Origin of the sequence: Vibrio sp. 1CM7H (assembly GCF_023161645.1) — a bacterium.
GTDB classification, from domain to species: Bacteria; Pseudomonadota; Gammaproteobacteria; order Enterobacterales; family Vibrionaceae; genus Vibrio; species Vibrio diabolicus.
In genome coordinates, this window is sequence record NZ_JALNTV010000001.1 from 1519978 (window position 1) to 1538221 (window position 18244).

General features: G+C 47.0%; 16 protein-coding genes. 11 read left to right on the forward strand and 5 right to left on the reverse strand.

Going from position 1 to position 18244, the window contains the following annotated elements:
- Positions 1-173: 173 nt before the first annotated feature.
- The 7 genes from MSG33_RS06695 (at position 174) to MSG33_RS06725 (ending at position 7840) form a co-directional block, all read left to right on the forward strand.
- Positions 174-2348: an FUSC family protein gene (locus MSG33_RS06695; RefSeq protein ID WP_248380331.1), complete on the forward strand. Its 2175-nt coding sequence runs from the start codon at positions 174-176 to the stop codon at positions 2346-2348.
- Positions 2349-2358: 10 nt separating this feature from the next.
- On the forward strand, positions 2359-4002 hold the full coding sequence (locus MSG33_RS06700) for a TolC family protein (protein ID WP_005396609.1): 1644 nt from the start codon (positions 2359-2361) through the stop codon (positions 4000-4002).
- Positions 4002-4205: a DUF1656 domain-containing protein gene (locus tag MSG33_RS06705; protein WP_085342527.1), complete on the forward strand. Its 204-nt coding sequence runs from the start codon at positions 4002-4004 to the stop codon at positions 4203-4205. Before MSG33_RS06700 ends, MSG33_RS06705 begins: the two co-directional genes overlap by 1 nt.
- Positions 4206-4217: 12 nt before the next feature.
- Positions 4218-5108, forward strand: coding sequence for an HlyD family secretion protein (locus tag MSG33_RS06710; protein ID WP_248380333.1), 891 nt, complete (start codon positions 4218-4220; stop codon positions 5106-5108).
- Positions 5109-5124: 16 nt separating this feature from the next.
- Positions 5125-5811, forward strand: a complete 687-nt coding sequence (locus MSG33_RS06715; RefSeq protein ID WP_005462716.1) for a potassium channel family protein — start codon at positions 5125-5127, stop codon at positions 5809-5811.
- Complete coding sequence (locus tag MSG33_RS06720; RefSeq protein ID WP_248380335.1) at positions 5804-6952, forward strand: AI-2E family transporter; 1149 nt, start codon at positions 5804-5806, stop codon at positions 6950-6952. Before MSG33_RS06715 ends, MSG33_RS06720 begins: the two co-directional genes overlap by 8 nt.
- A 216-nt stretch (positions 6953-7168) precedes the next feature.
- Positions 7169-7840 (forward strand): DUF2057 domain-containing protein, encoded by a 672-nt coding sequence (locus tag MSG33_RS06725; protein ID WP_054866817.1) that lies wholly within the window; start codon positions 7169-7171, stop codon positions 7838-7840.
- A gap of 134 nt (positions 7841-7974) precedes the next feature.
- On the opposite strand, the gene MSG33_RS06730 is transcribed toward MSG33_RS06725, so the two are convergent.
- Complete coding sequence (locus MSG33_RS06730) at positions 7975-8739, reverse strand: ferredoxin--NADP reductase (protein ID WP_006740782.1); 765 nt, start codon at positions 8737-8739, stop codon at positions 7975-7977.
- Positions 8740-8949: 210 nt separating this feature from the next.
- Between MSG33_RS06730 and MSG33_RS06735 the strand changes: the two genes are divergently transcribed.
- Entirely contained in the window at positions 8950-9402 is a 453-nt protein-coding gene (locus MSG33_RS06735; protein WP_005374933.1) for a thioesterase family protein, read from the forward strand.
- An 864-nt stretch (positions 9403-10266) separates the two neighbouring features.
- On the opposite strand, the gene MSG33_RS06740 is transcribed toward MSG33_RS06735, so the two are convergent.
- The gene (locus MSG33_RS06740) at positions 10267-10485 is read right to left on the reverse strand and encodes a VF530 family DNA-binding protein (protein ID WP_005396617.1); all 219 of its coding nucleotides are present in this window, start codon (positions 10483-10485) and stop codon (positions 10267-10269) included.
- Between the two features lie 150 nt (positions 10486-10635).
- Here MSG33_RS06740 and MSG33_RS06745 point away from each other — a divergent pair, with 150 nt between their 5' ends.
- Positions 10636-11559 (forward strand): LysR family transcriptional regulator, encoded by a 924-nt coding sequence (locus tag MSG33_RS06745; protein ID WP_193271807.1) that lies wholly within the window; start codon positions 10636-10638, stop codon positions 11557-11559.
- On the opposite strand, the gene MSG33_RS06750 is transcribed toward MSG33_RS06745, so the two are convergent.
- The gene (locus tag MSG33_RS06750) at positions 11556-11846 is read right to left on the reverse strand and encodes a putative quinol monooxygenase (protein ID WP_021450535.1); all 291 of its coding nucleotides are present in this window, start codon (positions 11844-11846) and stop codon (positions 11556-11558) included. The genes MSG33_RS06745 and MSG33_RS06750 overlap by 4 nt on opposite strands.
- A gap of 69 nt (positions 11847-11915) precedes the next feature.
- Entirely contained in the window at positions 11916-12569 is a 654-nt protein-coding gene (nfsB, locus tag MSG33_RS06755; protein ID WP_248380337.1) for an oxygen-insensitive NAD(P)H nitroreductase, read from the reverse strand.
- Positions 12570-12736: 167 nt separating this feature from the next.
- On the opposite strand from nfsB, the gene MSG33_RS06760 reads away from it, so the two are divergent.
- Positions 12737-14200 carry an AraC family transcriptional regulator gene (locus MSG33_RS06760; protein WP_248380339.1) on the forward strand — a complete coding sequence of 488 codons (1464 nt, stop codon included), beginning with the start codon at positions 12737-12739 and terminating at the stop codon, positions 14198-14200.
- Positions 14201-14329: 129 nt separating this feature from the next.
- Entirely contained in the window at positions 14330-16987 is a 2658-nt protein-coding gene (locus MSG33_RS06765) for an alpha-amylase family glycosyl hydrolase (protein ID WP_248380341.1), read from the forward strand.
- Positions 16988-17071: 84 nt separating this feature from the next.
- On the opposite strand, the gene MSG33_RS06770 is transcribed toward MSG33_RS06765, so the two are convergent.
- Positions 17072-18229, reverse strand: coding sequence for a D-alanyl-D-alanine carboxypeptidase family protein (locus tag MSG33_RS06770; RefSeq protein WP_182035976.1), 1158 nt, complete (start codon positions 18227-18229; stop codon positions 17072-17074).
- Positions 18230-18244 lie beyond the last annotated feature (15 nt).

Consider the following 18244-nt stretch of genomic DNA (forward strand, 5'->3'; position numbering starts at 1 on the left):
GGCTAGCGCGAGATCGAGCCAAATACGCACTTTGTGTTTTGACAAAGGGTTTACAAAGCACACTTTTTCACCCGCTATATTCCGCCCCCCGAATTTATTCAGAACAAGATTCTGATTATTCACATAAGAAATTCATCAACTTATAACGATAAGCCTGAGCAAACTTTGACACTATGAACGACAAAATAAAATTCGCTATTAAAGTATCGCTTAGCCTGACTCTGGCTTATCTGATCCCATTTGCCATGGGTTGGCCGCAAGCATCGACGGCCGCAACCACAGTGATGCTGATTGCATCCACAGGCAGTCGTCGTGAATCACTCGCCAAAGGTACCTTACGCGTGTTCGGTACGTTGGTTGGCGCCGTGGTTGGCTTGTTACTAGTGGGATTGTTTGCTCAAGACCGCTTGCTGTACATGCTGAGCGTGTCGGTTGTGGTCTCTTTCATTTTTTACTTCCGTAATGCCTATCAAAAAGATCCAACGCTACTCATGCTGACCGGTGTCATGACGCTGATGATGTCCAATGGCGGTGACGCAGAAGGTGCGTTTCTTTATGGCGTTGACCGCGCTTATATGACGGTGTTTGGGGTGGTGGTTTACACACTCGTGGGGACTTTCTTATTCCCGACCAAAACAGAACAAAATCTAAGACAGCTCATCGAACAACTCAACCAAGCACAACGCGCGTTGTTCACCGCTATCCTGCAAAATTTCGAGCAAAAATCGGCAGGACAAGTCTCTCCTCAACAAGAGGGAGAAGAAAATCCAGAAGCAGGAGAGCCACAACCTAGCGTGGATTCTCTTATCGAACAGATGTTTGCCGCCCAAAATGCGCTCGAACAGCGTTTTGCCACAGTCAGTGTGGAATGCAGCGACGTGTCGGCCTACATGAAAGAGTGGCGCTTGGCGGTTCATTTGAACAAGCAAGTAACGCAACAATTGACCGTCGCGGCGCACAGCCACTTTAGCCACCAGCAAGACCGTGAAAGCATCAGCAACTTTGATCAAGCCGTTGCGGAAATTGACGCGCTATTTGATACCTGCCAACAAGTCTGGGACGAAAAAGAGCCCGCTTTTCGTGCTCAAGAGTTCAAAGTCGAATACAACCAGGCGTTGCTTGAAGACGCGGCGCACCTAGAGAAAGGCTCTGCGCTTATGCTGGGGCACCTCTTGGGGCTCATGCATCAAAACTTGTCGCGTTTAGCGGAAAGCATTAGCTGCATTGACTCTGTGACGAACAATGTCTCCTTTGACGTGCCGCTGCCGAAACCGAAAGGCAAGTTTCTATGGTGGGACGCAGAAAACTTTAAAACCGCGGTCAAAACCTTTGTCACTTATTGGGTTGCAGGACTGATTTGGATTTATTTCAATCCACCAGGCGGCTACTCGTTCGTGGTCTTCTCGACCATGTTTATGTCTTTGCTGTCGTTCGTGCCTGTGCACCCGATTTTGTTGCTTGTGCTGTTCACTTTCGGCTTTTTGTTCGCGGTGCCTTCTTACGTCTTCATTCTTCCCCAATTGGATCTCGGGTTAGAGCTTGGCCTATTCATCTTTATCTACACTTTTATCGGCTTTTATCTGCTCAACGGGCCAGTGACGATTTTCTACATGGTGGGCTTGTTTGTTCTCGGTTTAGACAACAACATGTTCTATCACTTCGGGATCCTCATGACGATCATGCTGCTGTTCTACATGGTGGTGTTAATGATCATTTTCGCGCACTACTTCCCGTTTAGCTCACGACCAGAACACCTCTTTTTGACCATAAAAGAACGCTACTTCCGACATACCCGAGAGCTGTTCACTACCTATCAACAGCAGTCTAGCTCGGTTATTACGCCGCTCAAACGGGCCTTACACTTGGTGACGCTCAATGTCTCATCGAAAAAGCTCAAAGTCTGGGGTTCGAAAATCAACCACAAACACTTTGATAAAACCACGCCAGAAGCGATTGGCGCGTTCAGCAAAGCGTGTGATGTACTCAGTAATCACATCAACATCTTAATGGCCGCCGAGAAAAAGTTGATGACCAATCCACTAATTACTCAGCTTCGCCAACAGCACCGAGATTCCATCATTCCTTTGATGGCGGGCGCTTTAGCCAGCCATCAAGCAACACAAGAACTCGACTCCGTATTCGACCAATACAGTCAGGATTACCAAACATTCGAAGATAAACTGGAAGATTTTTTTAGTGAGTTGGATTTATCTGACTACGCTTATTCAGAGATAGCCGGTTTTTATATCTTGCTGAATTTAAAACGGAACGTGTTCGAAGCAATCAAGCATTGCAAGCAAACCTATGAGGATATCGATTGGGTGAACTTACAACAGAAGCGTTTTTAAAGGTGGGGATATGATGCTTCCAAAACTAACCAAACCAAGCCTCGCCATACTTTCCCTGCTCGGGCTCAGTGCGTGTACCACTGTGGGGCCAGACTATGTTCATCCAAAGCAGGCGCCAATGCCAAGTGACTGGTCGGTGCAAAAAGCAGCCAAAGATACGCAGCAATCAGAGCAACAGCTACAACAATGGTGGCAGCAATTTAATGACTCAACTCTCAATCAGCTGGTTGAGTTGGCGAGCAAACAAAACCTCGATTTAGAAGCCGCGGGACTGCGCATTGTCCAAGCTCGTTCATTGCTTGGCATTTCGACTGGCTTGCAATACCCGCAAGTTCAAACCGTGTCAGGAAATCTAGCGCGTGCCTACGTGAATGATCAGGGTGTAAACAACGCCGCTCTGTCGTTTGATGCTGCGTGGGAAATGGATATTTGGGGCAAATACGCTCGTGGTATCGAATCTGCAGAAGCTGGTTATTACGCATCCATCGCGTCGTATCACGACATCATGGTCACCATCACCGCTGAGGTGGCGCGCAATTACATCAACTATCGCACATTCCAAGAACGTATTTTGCTGTCTCGCCGCAACATCGAAATTCAAGAGCGTGTCGTCCGCATTACACAGGTGCAGTTCGACTCTGGCAACGTTACAGAGCTAGACGTACAGCAAGCGAAAAACCAGCTTTACACCACAAAAGCCGCGCAACCAAGCCTCGAAGTGGCGATGAAGCAGTCGCGCACGGCACTTGCTTTGTTACTGGGCGTATTGCCTGAAGAAGTAGAGAAATTGCTGCAATCGGACGGTTTGACACAGCAAATTGCTGACTACGAAAAACAGTTCAAATCGACAGGCAGAAAATCGGCGTTATCGGGCACCGACGAGCGCTCCATTGTGCCGCGTCCACCTCTGTTGGATACCCAAGTGGACGCAAACTTAGTGATGCGACGTCCGGATTTGCAAGTCTCTGAGATGCAAGCTCGCGCGCAGAGTGCGCAAATTGGCGTGGCGGAAACCGCTCTTTACCCAAGCTTTTCACTATTCGGTTCCATCGGTATCGACAGTACGGTTCCCGATGGCAGCAGTTTCAGTTTTAGCGATTCGCTCACCATGGTGGTTGGCCCAACGTTCAGTTGGAATATTTTCCAATACGGACGCGTGAAAAATAACATTCGTTTCGAAGATGCTCGCTTCCAAGAAACGCTGACCAACTACAACAAAAAAGTGCTGCAAGCCGTTAATGAAGTCACCAATGCGATCGAAGCGTATGACCTGTATTTACAGCAAAAAGATTTACGTTTGCAATCAGTCAACTCTTCCATTCGTGCATTCAACATCTCCATGACGCAGTACGAAAACGGCCAAATCTCTTTTGAACGTCTGCTCAACTCGGTAGAGAAAATGACCCGTGCGGAAGACAGCTACGCAACGATCAAAGGGAACGTCGCGAACCAAGTTGTAGCGCTCTACAAAGCCCTAGGTGGAGGCTGGCAAACCCAAACAGGCAAACCCTTCCTCAGTGAATCTATTGCCAAGCAAATGACAGAACGAACTGACTGGGATGGTTATTTAAATGAAGAAAACCGTGTATTGCCGCCTTTGCGCCTCGAAACTCCGGATGAGACCAGTGATGAAAACAAAACGGAGGATCTCTAATGCCTCATGAACTTTCTTTGGGAGACATTTACTTTTCTCCCACGTTACTGGTGCTCTTTCTCGCCGTCACGGCAACGTGGATAACGGTGATGATATTGAACAAGACACGTCTGTCTCGCTTCATTGCTTTTCCGTCTCTGACGTTTATTGCCATCATGGTCGGTTATGTGGTGGCCATCGACAGCTTTTATATTCAATTTTAGGTGCCAAACAAGATGAAAAAACTATTCGTAATCGCACTCAATCTTGTCATTCTTGGTGGCGCAGCTTGGCTCGGCTATCAAAAATTTGAAGAGTATTTTAATAACCCTTGGACACGCGACGGCCAAGTGCGCGCGAACGTCATCAAAGTAGCTCCTCGTGTATCAGGCCCAATTGTAAATGTCGCGGTGCAAGACAACCAAGAAGTGAAAACAGGCGATTTACTGTTTGAAATCGACCCAGCGACTTACGAAGTTGCTTTGTCTCAAGCCGAAGTGGCACTAGAACGCGCCATTGTTAGCTCTCGCGGTAAAAAAATCGAATACGACCGCCTTAAAGATATTCGCGCGAAAGACCGCGGCGCAGTATCTCACAAGGATCTGATTCGTCGTGAAATCGCTTACGAAGAATCGCTACTGCAAATCAAATCTGCAGAAGAGCAATTAAAGTCAGCGCGCCTTAACCTCAGCTTCACCAAAGTTTATACGACCGTCGATGGTTTTGTGTCTAACCTCGATATTCGAAACGGTACGCAAGCGGTCGCAAACCAGCCACTGCTGGCGCTGATCGACAAGAACAGTTTCTGGGTGTTTGGTTTCTTCCGTGAAAACCAACTCGCGCAAATCGAACCGGGCAGCCAAGCACGTGTCACTTTGATGTCTCACCCAGACACACCAATTGACGCAACGGTTGACTCTATCGGTTGGGGTATTGCGCCGAAAGACGGCACGGTCGGCTACAACCTTCTTCCAAACGTGAACCCTGTTTTTCAGTGGATTCGCTTGGCACAACGTATTCCGGTGCGAATCTCAATCCAAGAACTTCCAGAAGATGTTGATCTTCGATTCGGGCTTTCTGCGTCCATCATGGTGATGAAAGATTCATCGGCAGAAAATGAACAGTAACTAAGTGAGAAGAACCATGGTCATTGGTAAAAAACTCAAAAACATTAATGAAGAAAACAATTTCTTCTATCTAACTTTAGCGCTGGTGATTTTGTTGCTAGGGAGTGCGATGGCACAAGTGGTGGGTGAAGGGACTATTGAACACATACTACAGGCGTTCACGGTTCTCACGTTCATTGTCTGTTTTGCCAGCCTTCGCTTTGACAAAACGTGGTCTCGATTCCTCTATACCCTGTTTGGTGTTTGGGTACTAGTGATTGTGATCAAGACCGTTTTTAACATCCGCGAGATGAATGTGGTGATGCTTGCCCTCACCTTCGCGTTCTTTTTCGGCACTTTTAAATCCATCGCAAGACAGATTCTTTTCACTGGCCACGTCAACAGCAACAAAGTGATTGGCTCGGTCGCGCTTTTCTTGCTGCTTGGTCTGATGTGGGCGATTGCCTACCTCATTCTGCTTGAGTTCTCGCCTGAAGCCTTTACCGGTATGGAAGCGATTTCTTGGGGGCAGAATTTCTCTAATGCGGCGTATTTTAGTTTCGTCACCTTAACCACGCTTGGTTATGGCGATATCAGCCCTCTAACACCATTGGCTCAAGTCGTGGTGTATTTAGAGGCCATTACAGGTGTGTTCTATATGGCGATTGTTGTTTCAAGTCTCGTCAGTTCTAACATTGATCATCAGGTAAACAAAAATGGATAAACAATCGGTAAAAATCGACAGTAAGCTTTTCATCAGTAATATGGTGGAGTCAGCAATACGCATTGGCTTGATCTTCGTCTTGCTGATGTTTACGTACGACATCATCAAACCCTTCATTCTTCCCGTTATTTGGGGTGCAATTATAGCCGTCGCTTTAATGCCACTTACAAAAAAGCTGGAGCGTGCATATGGCGGTCGCAGAGGCCTGGCAGCCACGACGATTGCTTTACTTGGTATTGCACTCTTAGTCACACCACTTGTTATGGTGTCAGGTTCCATTGTGGATGGTGCAACGCATGCGCTTGAAGTATTGCAAAACGGGCAAGTGAAGATCCCAGGTCCAAAACCTTCCGTTGCGGATTGGCCTGTCGTAGGTGATAAGCTCTATGAGGTGTGGACCCTATTCGCGACTAACCTTGAACAAGCGATTCAAACCTTTATGCCGCAGATAAAGTCCGCGCTCACTTCTTTGCTAGGCACTCTTGGCGGTGTATTGGGAAGTTTACTGCTTTCAATCTTATCACTTGCGATTGCAGCAGGTTTTATGACGTACTCTGAATCTGCAGCATCAGGTCTAAGAACCATCGCTATTCGTACCGCTGGTGAAAACGCTAAAAGCTGGACCACGCTTATCGCAGCAACCATTAAAAGCGTACTGCTTGGCGTAGTCGGTGTGGCGGCGATTCAAGCCCTATTGATCGGTGCTGGTTTCTTTGTATTTGGCGTTCCGGCAGCTGGTTTGCTCACTCTGATTCTGATGATCTTGTGTATCGCTCAGCTACCAGCGCTGCTTGCTGTACTACCAGTGATTGGCTTCATGTACATGACTCAAGATACAACGACAGCAACCATGTTTACTGTCTGGGTAGTAGTTGCAGCACTTTCTGAAAACCTGTTCAAACCAATGTTAATGGGACGTGGCGTCGACGTGCCAATGCCTGTGATTCTGCTCGGTGCCATCGGTGGTATGCTTTTCTACGGCATCGTTGGTCTGTTCTTAGGTGCTGTTATCCTGGCGATTTGGTATGAGTTATTTGTTTGGTGGTTGAGCATTGAGAAAGCACAACAGCAAGAAGAAATGGCAGAACAACAAGACGCTTCTGATGACCAATCAAAGCCTGGACACGGTGCAGGCATTTAATAAATCAATAAGTTAGAAAGAAATTTAATCTATAATTTATGATATCAAACCGCTCTATTGCAGCGGTTTGATTCTATTTGGATCACAGTTTCCCCGTAATAAATGCGATAAAAATGACGTTCTTGTTAAATTTTCATACTTCTTACACTTGGGAGTTGCAATCGGGCAATGAACGATGCACTCTCGATGACCACTAATTTGCTTAGGATAAAAACAATGAAATTGATCAAGCCTTTAACTTGTGCGCTTGCTCTCGCAATGAGTGGCATGGCATTCGCAGATGTAACCGTGAGTGTTCCTGACAACGTTTCAGTATTAGCGGCTAACGGTGAAAAAGCAGACCTTTCGGGTGGTTTTTTCGCCTCGGAAAGAACACTAACGTTGCCTGATGGCGTTAACCAAGTCGTATTTCGCTTCGCCCCTTACTTTAACCAAGGCAATGACCGTTTAAGTGTTGAAAGCGATGTTATCGTTACACGATTTGACGCTGCCAATGCCGAGCTGACGCTACAAATGCCAGAATACCGCAACCTTCGCGATGCGGAAGAAAAGATCAAGGACTTAGATTGGAAACTGGTTGATGATTCAGGCAACACCGTCGCCGTTGAGCAAGACAAATTGATCAAACCGGGTATGCAAATCGGTCGTGACTACGTGCGTGAAGTGGAAAGCTACAACAAAACAGGCGGCGTTGCTGCTATCGCTGTTGCTGGTGCAGCCGTTGCTCAACCAGTCACACTGCCAGCAAAGATTCCTGAAGATATGAAACAAGCGAGAGCGACTGCGGTTAAATCAGATTCGACAGCAGAAGAGATGCTGCACTTCTGGTACCAAAAAGCAGATGCAGAAACCAAAGCTCGCTTTAAAGCGTACGTTAATCAACAATAAGTCTGATTAACTCTATCGATATTAAAAAAGCCACTTCATGTGGCTTTTTTGATCGAACAAGCTAGGACGTTTGAACGACTTTGGTATTGGTGATCATCATGTGTTCAATATGGTTATATCAATTTAACCAAACGCTACCAGTAACGCTCATAGATGATATTGCCTCCTGTTTTAGGACGATACTTTTCCAACCCAAGATCTTGTAAGACTGGCAAGGTATCTTTGATCATCTGCGGGTTCCCACACATCATGACAAAACTACTTTGAGCAGAGAATGGCACATCAGCAGCGTTGGACAGTCTACCCGATTCGATGAGTTCGGGAATTCGACCTTGTAACTGGCCATCCACCACTTCCCTACTGACTATCGGGATGTACTTTAATCTGCCTTCATATCGTTGCTGCAGTTGCTCAATCAGATATTTGTAGACCAGATCTTTTTCGTAGCGAACCGCATGAACAAGCACAATTCGCTCATTATGGGGTGGTAAGTTTATATCATCCAGTAGCGATAAAAACGGTCCAATACCTGTACCTGTAGATAGCAGCCACAGATCATGAGCCTGTTTAGGAATAGAGTCGTGGATTAAGTCACCATGTGCGGTCTCACCAACATAAATACTATCACCAGATTTAAGCTTTTGGAGCCTTGGGGAAAGTTGTCCTTGAGGGTCCGCTACTATTAGGAACTCCAACCAATCGAACTGTTCGCTTGGTGCATTAACCACAGAGTAAGCACGGCTGATCGGCTTGCCCTCATCATCTAGCAAAGCAAGCTTGGTGAACTGGCCGGCTTTAAAGGTAAGAGGCGCGCCTGAGACCCTTAAACTGAACAGCTCGCCAGTCCAGTCAATGCGTTTTTCCACCTTGGCTAGATTGAAACCTTTCAGCTCAGTCATGAGACACCTCCTATTTGGTTACTCTTAGTTAAACTTACGCCTTCAACTCGATTATGTAAAGTTTCTAGTTTACATAATAAGATTGCCATTTCATTTCACATTTTAAAAACAATTTTATTACATATTAAATGATTACATCTAGAATAAATGCTCAAAGTGATAAGTCGCGTCGCAATTTGTGGCAATGCAGATGAAAAAGGAGCACTAAAAATGGACACACTGTTAAAGGACTTTCCCGTTATCACAGAGATCAAAGTCGCATGGGGTGAAATGGATGCTCTGCAACACGTCAATAACGTGGTCTATTTCCGCTACTTCGAGACAGCGCGTTTAGATTACTTCAACAAAATTAATCTGCTAGTCGACCTGCAAACCTCGCAAATTGGGCCAGTACTGAGCGAGACGCAATGCCGCTACAAGCTTCCTGTCACTTACCCAGACACGTTATTAGTCGGCTCGCGCGTAATCGACATGCAAGAAGATCGAATCACGATGGAATACCAAGTGCTGAGTAAGAAGTGGGGTAAGATTGCGACCATCGCGACCGCCACTGGTGTGATGTTTGATTTTAAGAACAACGTAAAAGCGGCGATTCCAGACCACGTTCGCCAGTCGATTTTAGACTTGGAAGGAACTGTGGGTAGCACGCATCATTTAGAGTAGCAAGAAACAAGAGATTAAAGGCGAGGTTACCGACAGCGATTCTTCATCGCTGTCGGGAATAACGTATGGCTAATCTTCCAACCTACGCGATAAGAGAACTAGCGTCATTCTAGCGAGCCAAGGCGAGACTAAGAATCTACATACCGCTTGCTGCAGGCCATAGAGCTATGAATAAACTCAATAAAATCCTGAGAGTAGATTCTGAATCACGCTCGTTCCTCGCGGTTCAGAATGACGGTTCGAGTTTGGCTCTGAACTCTACAACATTATCTAAGAAAACCATCCCAGACGAGCACAAGCGAGTCATCCGAAATCTCGCTAGACGTAATAGTAGAGCGACTCTTCCAGCCTACGCGATAAGAAAAGCTGCGTCATTCTAGCAAGCCAAAGCGCGACGAAGAATCTACATACCGCTTGCTGCAGACCATAGAGCAATGAATGGACTCAATATATTCTGAGAGTAGATTCTGAATCACGCTCGTTCCTCGCTGTTCAGAATGACGAACCTGTTTAGGTTCTGAACTCTACAACACTATCTAAGAAAACCATCGCGGACGAGCACAAGCGAGTCATCCAGAATCTCGCTTTAGACGTATCAGCAGAGCTACTCTTCCAGCCTACGCGATAAGAAAAGCTGCGTCATTCTAGCGAGCCAAAGCGAGACTAAGAATCTACTTACCGCTTGCTGCAGACCCTAGAGCGATGAATAAACTCAATACAATCTGAGGGTAGATTCTGAATCACGCTTTAGACGTAACAGCAGAGCCACTCTTAAAGCCCACACGATAAGAAAAGTGACGTCATTCTAGCGAGCCAAGGCGAGACTAAGAATCTACATAACGCTTGCTGCAGACCATAGAGTGATCAGCAGAACGTCTCGATATATAGCGCTTCCACCTTATCTCTTGCCCATTGCGTTTTACGCAAAAACTTCAGCGAAGATTTGATCGACGGATCTTTCTTAAAACAGTTCACTCGAACGCGCTCATACAGGCCATTCCAACCAAAGTGTTCAACTAGTCGGGTGACGATTTTTTCTAAACTCAACCCATGCAGAGGGTTATTCGGCTGTTCGTTGCTCATGTTGTTGATCCAGTAGCGATGTAAGTGGCGGGCTAATCTAACTCAAAGTGACCACTTAACCTAATGTTTTCACCTTCAAAGGCGTTTAGCTTGAATTACTTTGCTCATCTCCCCTATAGTAGCTCAAACTTCACAAACATCCTTTTCACGATGAAAGCCCTCAACGACCTCAATATTTTTGTCGAAACAGCGCGCCAAGGCAGCTTTTCAAAAGCTGCTAACAGCATGGACATGACACCTGCCGCCATTAGTGCATCGATTAAGCGTCTTGAGGGGCAAATCGGTTTCCCGCTGTTTGTGCGTTCTACCCGAAGCCTGCGTTTAACCTCAGAGGGCGAACTGTTTTTGGACAAAACCACGCAAGCGTTGGCAACATTGCAAGAGGGGTTGGATCAGATCTCAAGTGCGCGTGGCGAGTTATCTGGTCAACTGCACATTACTGCGCCCTCCGATTTTGGTCGCAATATGTTGCTCGATTGGGTGGATGAGTTCATCGATCTCTACCCAAATGTTTCCATCAAACTAGAGCTGTCCGATAGCTTGACGGATATGTACACCAAGCCTGTCGATATTGCGATTCGCTACGGCGAGCCGGCCGACTCCAACCTGGTCGTGTTGGCATTGTGTGGGTCAAACGAACGGATCTTATGTGCATCGCCAGAGTACGTAGCCACACATCCAGAACTCACCTCTCCTGTCGATCTAACGCAACACAACTGCTTGTGCTACATGGTCGCGGATTCGGTCTACAACAAATGGACGCTCACGCGTGACGGCGAGAAAGAACAAGTCGTGGTCAGCGGTAACTTGATGAGCAACGATAGTGACTTGCCACACCGGTTAGCGATCAAAGGCAAAGGCATTGCGAATAAATCGTTGATGGACATCAGCCGAGACTTAATCGAGGGAAGATTGGTGCGAGTGTTACCAGAGTGGGATTGCGGCCCAGTGCCACTCTACATGGTGTGTGCCGATCGTCGCTTACTGACGCCAACGATTCGGACTTTCCGCGACTTTATCCAACAAAAATGCTGCCAACAACGCGCCAACGTGCTGGCAACCTTCTGTCATTAGGCGATAAATCGAAGAGGACGAATCTGGGTATATTCAACCCAATCGTTCTCTTCTAATGTTTCAAGAAACGTCGACATGTGCGGGCTTTGCAAATGCTTATCCAAGGCCTCTTGCGATGCCCAAATCTCTTGGAACATAAATAGGCCTTCAACTTTCTCGTCAAGATACAACTCGTATTGGCAACAGCCTTCTTCTTTCCGAGTTGGCTCTAGCAAACCAGCAAGCAAATTCACCACCTGATCCTTACTGTCTGGATAGGCTTTCACTTCTGCAACTAAGTGGATCATCGTTTTTTCACTCTTTTGCGATTTATATATTGATTACAGGGTTCTACGTCACCTGCAAGTAAGCTCGAATTAGATCTCGGTGAATACGGTTTCTGCGTCCCAGCGAGACTTTGGCGTTTTCGCGTTGAAGTCATCTTCCGCGTGGTAGCCAAGCGGCACGATCACAACGCTGGTGTAACCTTTTTCGCGCAAGCCAAATTCTTCATCCAGTACTTTGGGATCAAACCCTTCAATTGGCACTGCATCAATTTCTAGCGTCGAAGCTCCCAGCAGCAACGTACCCACGTTGAGGTAAACTTGTTTCTCCATCCAATGGTTCGCATCTTTCAGATCAAAACGGTGCATGTTTACAAAGTAGCTACGACCACCGCGCACAGCCGCTTTCGCTTCTTCAGTTGGGAATCGGCCATCTTTTTCTTCTTGCACCATTAGCGCTTCAATGTAGTCGTTATCAATGCCTGTTTTCGCACAAAACACCAATACGTGAGAAGCGTTGAGAATCTTCGCCACGTTAAACGCGTAATTATCTTGCGCCGCTTTAGCGATGCGCTGTTTGCCTTCTTCTGTGCTTGCCAGAATGAAATGCCAAGGTTGAGAATTCACACTCGATGGACTAAAACGAATCAGCTCTTTAACTGCGTCGATTTTTTCTTGAGGTAGCTTGCGCGTTGGGTCAAACACTTTCGTTGAGTAACGAGATTTTGCAGCTTGTACGATATCCATGAGGTTCTCCAATTAATGAACTTAAGCTGTGTAACAGCATAACCTCATGAGATAAAGGGAAAAACCGATTTCGATTAAAAACATTTTCAAAATAAATTTGAAAATAAAACGATAAGAAAGGCTTTGAGCGTTCTCACTGAACTTCTTCATCTTTTCAGCAATAATGCATGTTTGCTCGCAACCAAACTCAACTCATGCTGCCTCAAGATAACGTTATTACATCCTTTCTGTGCAAAAAGCTCGGTCACAATCACCTTCGAATTGCCGGCGAATATTGGCATATTGAGAAGTTGGTGGCCTTGCAATGCATGATGTTGAAAGAAGCGCCTAACCTCCAAGAAGGGCTGCTTTGGTGGAGTAAAAGTGTCTCATTATTCGACCGCCGCTTGTACGTCACATTGCAACATGATGATGCCCAAATCCATCTGCAAGTCGAATGTAGAACGGCCGATATGCCAAATTGGGCGGAGTCGGTGTTTGGCTTGCTCAAAATGCAGTTGGAAATGCTTGACCTAAGCGAATCAATACAGGTACAAGTTCACGCCAACAATCCACTCGCGGCCGATATTTTTCTAGAGGAAACGCGAGATTCTAAAACGAGTTCAAGCGTGTTTGAACTGGTGAAACATGTTTATTTGCTGCTTTCTCACCAACCCATTGAGCAACCCGAATTGCTGAGTGTTTTGAACGCCTTGTTCATCAAAAACAGTAATTACGCGCTCAAATTAGAGCAAGCGGCAAGGCAACTGGGCGTCTCCAAACGCACCTTGCAACGTCGACTGCAAGAGAAGCAAATGAGCTACTCTCAATGCGTTGATTTCGCTAAAAGAAAGCAAGCACTCACTTTGCTCGCCGATACCCAACTCACAACGCAGCAAATCGCCTATCAACTCGGTTATGAAGAACCATCGAACTTTCACCGCACTTTTCGTCGTTGGTATCCGTTTTCACCCATGCAGTATCGCCAACAATGTTTGGATAACCGAACTCAGCTAAATCAGCAACCGATCCGCTTGTACTACGCCAAAGCCAATACCTTCGACGATAATCACATCGACCAACCTGTCGGCAAAATCTGGATGGAAGTGGACAATATTGCGTTTGAAAAAGTGGTCTCGGTAGAATGCCGTGACCGTGATGGCGCATGGCGGCGCTATCCCGCCTTCTTCGAGCGTTTTTTAAGTCATGGCACCGAACTCTGGGCAACGACTGAACTTCCGGTGGCGCATCCCCTTACCTTTCGCCTGTGTTATGAAGTCGATGGGGAGCGTTACATTGAGAATAACCACCAGCGTGATTATGTGGTTTCTAAGGGGCTTTTAATTGGCGCAACGGAATACATTGTCCCGACTCGGCAGCTGATTAATATCGGGGCGCAATACACGCTCTTTGTCGAACTGGCATGCCGACTTGAAAACGTTGCGAGGATTGACTGTTACGCCGATGATGACCCCACACCTCACGCAATGCGCTTAACCAAACACTCGCTACATTATGCTTGTTGGGTGCTGCAATTATCGCTCACTCAAACTGCAAAGCAGTGCCGTTTCCGCCTTTATGATGAATCCGGCAACGAGCTCGCGAAAGAGCATTACCCGATACAATATCCTATTGTGCAACCGCTCAATTAAAACTGTCGGTCAGATCAAAATCGTCTCTTCGTGACATCATTTCACGTCTTTTTTGGCGTGAAATGACACTCTCAATTTCAAACCTTTGCTTTATCGTTTCTGCATTACTGCATAACGGAGGCAAATACTGTGTTTGAAACTCTACCTAACCCAATGAATAAAATAAAAATACTTCCTTTCGCGATCGCTCTTGCCCTTTCTGGCTGTGGAAGCGACGAAACCACACCAGTCGATACAGGCAGCCACGTGGCATCTCCTGATTGGCAAGATCAAATTATTTACTTCCTGATGATCGACCGTTTTAACGACGGCGACAGCGCTCTTAATGATCAAGGGCAAAACGAATTCGATCCAACTTCGGATAAAAAATTCAGCGGCGGCGACCTCGTTGGCGTGAGTGATAAGTTAAGCTACATCGAAGATCTCGGTGCCACATCGATCTGGATTACTCCGCCAGTTGCTAACCAATGGTGGGATGCGGAGCAAAACTACGGCGGCTACCACGGGTACTGGGCGCGCGATTTCCAAAAAGTGGATGAGCACTTCGGCGACCTAGAAAGCTACCAAGCGTTAGCACGCGAAGTGCATGCGCGTAACATGTTCTTAATTCAGGACATCGTGACTAACCATGTAGGCAACTTCTTCACCTACGATGATCCTTACAGTTATGATCCAAGCCTACCTTGCCAAGGTTTCCGTTTGATAAAAAATGCACTACCCACCGGGCAAGAGCTGCCGTACCCACTCAACATGAACGAGTGTAAAACAGACGGCACAGGCAGCTACCACTGGACGCCAACCATCACCGACCACAACGATCCGGTACAAGAAAAAACCTGGCAGCTCTCTGATTTAGATGACCTCAATACGTCCGATCCCGAAGTACGCGCTTATCTAAAAGAGAGCTACCGAAAATGGATTCGCGAAGTCGGCGTTGACGGATTCCGTATCGATACGGTGAAGTTTGTTGAACACGATTTCTGGAACGACTTCCTACACGCCGACGATGGAGTGATGACGCAAGCGGTTGATACAGGCCGTGACAACTTCCTTACCTTTGGTGAAGTGTTCGAGACTTCTACGCCTTACCACACGGAAGGCGAAGAGAAGATGCTGACTTACATCGGTGAAAGTGGCTCGCCGAAGCAGCTAACTTCGGTACTCAACTTCCCACTGCAAGCGACCATAACGCGCGTATTTGCATCAGGGCAACCGACCGACTATTTGCGTTTCCGTCTTGAGAAAATGATGGAGATGTTCCCAAATCCATACATCATGCCGAACTTCATTGATAATCACGACATGCCGCGCTTTCTGTCGCAAGGCAGTGTCAACGATATGAAGCAAGCGCTGATCACAATGATGGCAGTGCCGGGCATCCCTGTAATTTACCAAGGTACTGAACAGGCGATGTCAGCAGCGCGCGATGCGATGTTTGCTGGCGGTTACCGTGAAGATGGCAACTACGTAGACTCGTTCGACCAAAACAGTGAGATGTACTTGTTTATTCAAGAACTTGCCAAGCTACGCACTGAAAACAAAGTCATGACACGTGGCGAAATAAAAGTGATTGGCAGCGATAAAGCGGGCGCGGGCGTGTTCGCCTTTACCCGAACGTTGGATAACGACGAGGTCTTGGTTGTGATGAATACATCCAACTCGCCGATGTTGATGAACCAACTCGATGTAGAACAAGTTGGCGGCACCGTCTTCAAACAACAAATCATGTCGAACTGGGCAGACGCTCCAGAACGGTTAGTCGCAGATGAAAATGGTCACGTAACCCTTGAGCTACCAGCCAAGTCTGCAGTGATTTACTCAAAAACAAGCAGCAACCAATCTGTAGAGACCCCAGACCTCAACATCCAACTAGCGCAGGATTGGGAAGGACAAACCATCACTGGTGATATTGTTATCGCGGGTAGTGCGAACGCCAACGAGAAGTTGAACCTCGTCATCGATGGTAACTTGGAAACAGCGCAAACCATTACTGTAGGTGCTGATGGTCAGTTTAGTGTCACGCTGTCGACTCGTCACTTTGCTATTGGCGAGCAACAGCACCGCTTCGCGATTTATTCCACCGAGAAAAAAGCAGGCATCGAGGACGTGAATTTTGTCTCGAACCTAAGCTGGTCAAACACGCCGGATGACACTATTGATGATACAGGCGATGCGCAAGACGGCACTGGCGGTCCTAACGGTAACTACTCATTACCAACCGATCCAACGTTCGACAAAGACAACAGCCAACTCGCAATCAACAAAGCAGAGGTGTTTACCGTTGGCAGTAACGTACGTTTGACCTTCACCATGGACAACATCACCGACACTTGGTTGCCACCAAACGGCTTCGACCACGTGGGTTTCACCATCTTTATTGATTTACCTGAAGAAGCCGCAACTAACTTGTCTGAGCTACCGAAGATCAACGCTTCTATGCCAAGCGGAACCTGGAGTCGTAATGCGGTTGTTTTTGGCTGGCAAAGCTCGATTTACAACACCAAAGGAGCAAATGCGACGACATGGGGAGAAGCGGTCACGCCAGCACCAACAGTGACAGTAGACAAAGCCAATAACACTATTTCGATGGACTTTGCGAGTGACGCGCTGGGTCGACCTGATTCACTGGATGGCATTCGATTCTATGTGACAACTTGGGACTTGGATGGATTGTCTGCCACTTACCGTCCACTGGAACAAAACAAAGGCCCTTGGAACTTCTCCGGTGGCGCATCGGATGAGAGCAAGATTTGGGATGACTTACCAATCATCACCTTGTCTGAATAAACCGTTAAATAAGACACCGTCCAGCGTTTAGCTGGGCGGCCATCAACAAAAGAATGCAGAAAGACACTTCTGCTCGTTTTTATTCTAGTTAAAGAACGATTTCACCCACAGCACCAGACTGTCCCAAAGCTGACCGAACCACGAGCCCTCTTCTACCGCTTGGCTGCTGACCAAGGGATAACTCGCCACGGTACTGTCATCGCTTTTCCAAACGACCTTACCAATCTCATCTCCTTGCGCGAGCGGCGCAATCAACGGTTCATTTAACACCACACTCTTATCAAGCCCAGCCGTCATAGAACGAGGCAGAGTGAGATAGGCATCTTTGGCGAAGATCGCCTCAACTTGATTGGCATTTCCCTTCCAAACGCGAACTTTAGACTCAACCTGCCCTTGTTTGGCAACTTGTTTGGTGTCATAAAAACGAAAACCATAACTGAGTAAATTCTTGGATTGGCTCGTTCGAGCCTGTTTACTTGGCGTGCCCATCACTACCGAAATCAACCGCATTTTCCCTTCTTTGGCGGAGCTCACCAAACTGTATCCCGCATTGCTGGTGTAACCGGTTTTGCCCCCGTCGACATCAATGGAATTGTCCCACAGTAATTTATTGCGGTTGTACTGCGTAATGTCGTTCCACTTGAAGACTTTCTCACTATATAGCGCATACACTGCGGGAACATCGTTGATGATCGACTGCATGAGTTTTGCCATATCGGTGGGTGAGGTTTGGATGCCTTCACTATCGAGACCATGGGAGTTTACAAAATAAGTGTCTTGCAGCCCTAACTTCTCAGCCCAACCATTCATCAAGGCGACAAAGCCGCGTTCACTGCCAGCAACGTGCTCAGCCAGTGCAACGCACGCGTCATTACCCGATTGTATGATCACGCCGCGCATTAAGTTCGCAACACTAATTTCATCTTTCGGTTTGATGAACATTTTAGAAGATCCGGGAAACTTGGCCGACCACGCGTTTTCGCTCACGGTGACAACATCATCCCATTTCAAACGCCCCGCTTTGATTTCTTGTCCAACGACGTAAGCGGTCATCAACTTGGTTAAACTAGCCGGAGCAAGGCCTGCTCGCCCGTTATGCTCGGCAATAATGGCACCGGATTGAAAGTCCATTAATACGTAACCTTTCGCCTTTAATTGAGGTGGGTTGGGCGTAACAACGGCAAAAGTAGGTACGCTTATTAAACAAGTCACAATAATCCATCGAGCTAGTGACACTTTCATCCGACTTCCTCCATG